The following is a 2,923-nucleotide window of genomic DNA, read 5'->3' as shown; positions in this document are numbered from 1 at the left end:
CATGCTTGGCAATAGGGAACTTGATAGCGCAATACCTACGCCAATCATGCCCGACGTAAAGTGCCGCCGCGTGATGCTGTTTGTTGCTGAGATGTGTTTATGTGTGATGTTTAATTTTGTCATGGTGCAATTCTAATCCAAGGGTTTCAGAGGGGCAATCGATGAATCTGACTGTGATCTAAATATTTTTCACAAATATGGCATCTTTAAGGATAAAGACACGCCCGAATTCAGGATTTATCAAGCGGTGTCCCAAGTCGGCGCAAGGCTGCGCGTAATTCGGGTGAGGCCACCTTCTTCAACTTTTCATCAAGCGACCATATATCAGACGCGCTGGCGTCATCAGATGCCATGTTTTGCGTTGTCGATTCGGCCTTTGATGGTGGAGATAGGCTTTGCACCAACGTGATTCGGCTCACTGCATTATAGCCAAAAGCCGCATTCACGCGGTCAATGATCTGCGCACTCATGGCTTGTGCTTGTGGGCCACGCCCATAGGTGATCGCCAGCTTCAGCACCCCATCATTTTGTTTGCCACGATCAAAAGACAGGCTGGCAGGCTGGCACCATACAGCGACATCCCCGACAATTTCGGGCCAGTGCGAAATCAGACGGCTAATCACAAACCCACGCGCTTGGGCGCTTGGTGCCACCATATTTTCGACCATAGTCGAAAGTCGCGCCATTCGGTTTTTGCGATGTGGATGTTTGGTTTCGCTCATTGGCTTACTGATTCGCTTATTGGCACTGGGTTTTATGATCTTTCGATCACATATCATTATGCATATTTAACAGTCTGGCATGCTTAACCACAATAATGTAGTTAAATACTAAGCCTATCGCTACCGGATGTGGCGGCATTTATGAACCCTTAAAGAGGGCTATACGCGACACCATGCTAGATAAACGCGCCGAAGCACAGACTGTTGGTCACGATATTGGTACCGATAGCCGTAAAAGTGTCAAAGCCAGACAAAACAACACCGCTTTTGATTCGGTAGCATTGTTTGCGTGGTATGATCGGCATGGACGCAATTTGCCGTGGCGGCATCGCTGGCCTGATCTGGCACCTGCTTATCATGTTTGGTTGTCCGAGATCATGTTGCAACAGACTGTTGTGGCAACGGTGATTCCCTATTTTCTTGAGTTCACTCGTCGTTGGCCTGATGTGACAGCCCTTGCCAAAGCCCCGCTTGATGATGTGCTGGCGGCATGGGCGGGGCTTGGCTATTACGCCCGTGCACGCAATCTGCATAAAGCCGCATTAAAAGTCGCTTTTGAGCATGGTGGCATTTTTCCCAGGGATGAAGTCGGTCTTCGTGATTTACCCGGCATCGGCCCCTATACAGCGGGGGCAATCAGAGCGATTGCCTTTGGCCAGAAAGCCACAGTTGTCGATGGAAATATCGAGCGCGTGCTGGCGCGCCAATATGCTGTTACCACGCCGCTACCGGCGGCCAAGGCCGAAATCGGCACAATCTATGCGGCGATCTGTCCGGATCAGCGCCCATCTGATTTTCCACAGGCCTTGATGGATTTTGCCAATGCTGTCTGCACAGTCAAAGCCCCCGGATGCGCCAGCTGTCCGCTTGCCATGTCATGCGTTGCTGGCCGCAATGGCACTGCCGCCAACTTTCCGGTAAAAGCGGCGAAAAAACCCAAACCGGCACGGCGCGGTATGGCTTTTGTGGCCTTTGATGCCGAGGGGCGGTGTCTATTGGTCAAACGGCCAGATAAAGGTTTGCTTGGCGGGATGCTGGCATTTCCCTCAGTCGGATGGGATCAACGCGCGCCTGACAAGCTCGCCAGTCTTGATGATGCGCCTTTTGCGGCTGACTGGGTGATTCTGGATGATCCGGTACAGCATGTTTTCACGCATTTTATGCTTGATATGCAGGTTGCCGTGACACGCCTTGATGCAGGTGTGTATCCCGATGTACCAGATTATAGTGGCGCCAACTGGGTCACCCCGCGCGCCGCCGATTTGCCCAGCCTGATGCGCAAGGTGCTAAAGGCGGTTCAGGCCAATCGCCCCTAGTGATTAAAATGCCGCATACCGGTAAAGACCATCGCCAAACCGGCCTGATCTGCCGCCGCGATCACTTCATCATCCCGCATTGATCCGCCTGGCTGGATAATCGCCGTGCTTCCGGCCTTGGCAATCGCCTCCAGCCCGTCGGCAAAAGGGAAAAACGCATCTGATGCGGCCACTGACCCTGTTGTGCGCGGTTGTTTCCAGCCATTCAGCTTGGCCATATCCGCCGCCTTTTGCACAGCGATGCGCGCCGAATCGATACGGCTCATCTGACCTGCACCAACGCCTGCGGTGATCGCGTCTTTGACAAAGACAATCGCGTTCGATTTGACATGTTTGGTGACTTTCCATGCGAACAGCATATCGTCAATCTCGGCATCAGACGGGATGCGCCGCGTCACGATTTTCAGATCATTGCGGGTGATGATACCATTATCGCGTGTTTGCACCAGAAACCCGCCAGCTACCGATTTGAAAGCAGGCGTCGAAACCGCCGGATCAGGCATTGCTCCGGTCAGCAAAAGCCGCAAATTGGGTTTGGCCTGCATCACCGCAATCGCCGCGTCGGATGCATCCGGTGCGATCACGACTTCGGTAAAAATGCTGGTAATCGCATGCGCAAGCTCTTCGTCTAATGGCCGGTTTAACGCAACAATCCCGCCAAAGGCACTCACCGGATCAGCCGCCAGCGCATGTTGCCAGGCCTCTATCATGCTATCCCCGCTCGCCACCCCGCACGGATTGGCATGTTTGATGATCGCAACGGTCGGCGCGTCAAATTCGGCGGCAAGTTCAAAGGCCGCATTCGTATCATTGATATTGTTATAGGAAAGCGGCTTGCCCTGAAGCTGGCGCGCATTGGTCACGCCCGGACGATCCGAACCATTG

The 2,923-nt window shown here is 53.3% G+C and carries 3 protein-coding genes; 1 reads left to right on the top strand and 2 read right to left on the bottom strand.

Annotated elements, in window-relative coordinates; all coding sequences use genetic code 11:
- Positions 1-230 precede the first annotated feature (230 nt).
- Positions 231-722, bottom strand: a complete 492-nt coding sequence (locus ABNT28_RS10695; protein WP_332925229.1) for a DUF721 domain-containing protein — start codon at positions 720-722, stop codon at positions 231-233.
- A gap of 173 nt (positions 723-895) precedes the next feature.
- On the opposite strand from ABNT28_RS10695, the gene mutY reads away from it, so the two are divergent.
- Entirely contained in the window at positions 896-2,038 is a 1,143-nt protein-coding gene (mutY, locus tag ABNT28_RS10690; protein WP_332925230.1) for an A/G-specific adenine glycosylase, read from the top strand.
- Here the strand turns inward: mutY and purH are convergent.
- Positions 2,035-2,923, bottom strand: an 889-nt coding sequence (gene purH / locus ABNT28_RS10685; RefSeq protein WP_348721584.1) for a bifunctional phosphoribosylaminoimidazolecarboxamide formyltransferase/IMP cyclohydrolase, incomplete at its 5' end; no start/stop codon positions are given. The two genes, mutY and purH, sit on opposite strands and share 4 nt — an antisense overlap.

Source organism: uncultured Candidatus Puniceispirillum sp. (assembly GCF_963979125.1).
GTDB lineage: Bacteria > Pseudomonadota > Alphaproteobacteria > Puniceispirillales > Puniceispirillaceae > Puniceispirillum.
Note: the sequence above shows the minus strand (reverse complement) of the source record. Positions and strands in the feature narration are given on the sequence as shown.

Excerpts from the sequence above, each read along its gene's own strand:
- mutY (WP_332925230.1), top strand. The coding sequence starts at position 896 with ATGCTAGATAAACGCGCCGAAGCACAGACTGTTGGTCACGATATTGGT.
- ABNT28_RS10695 (WP_332925229.1), bottom strand. The coding sequence starts at position 722 with ATGAGCGAAACCAAACATCCACATCGCAAAAACCGAATGGCGCGACTT.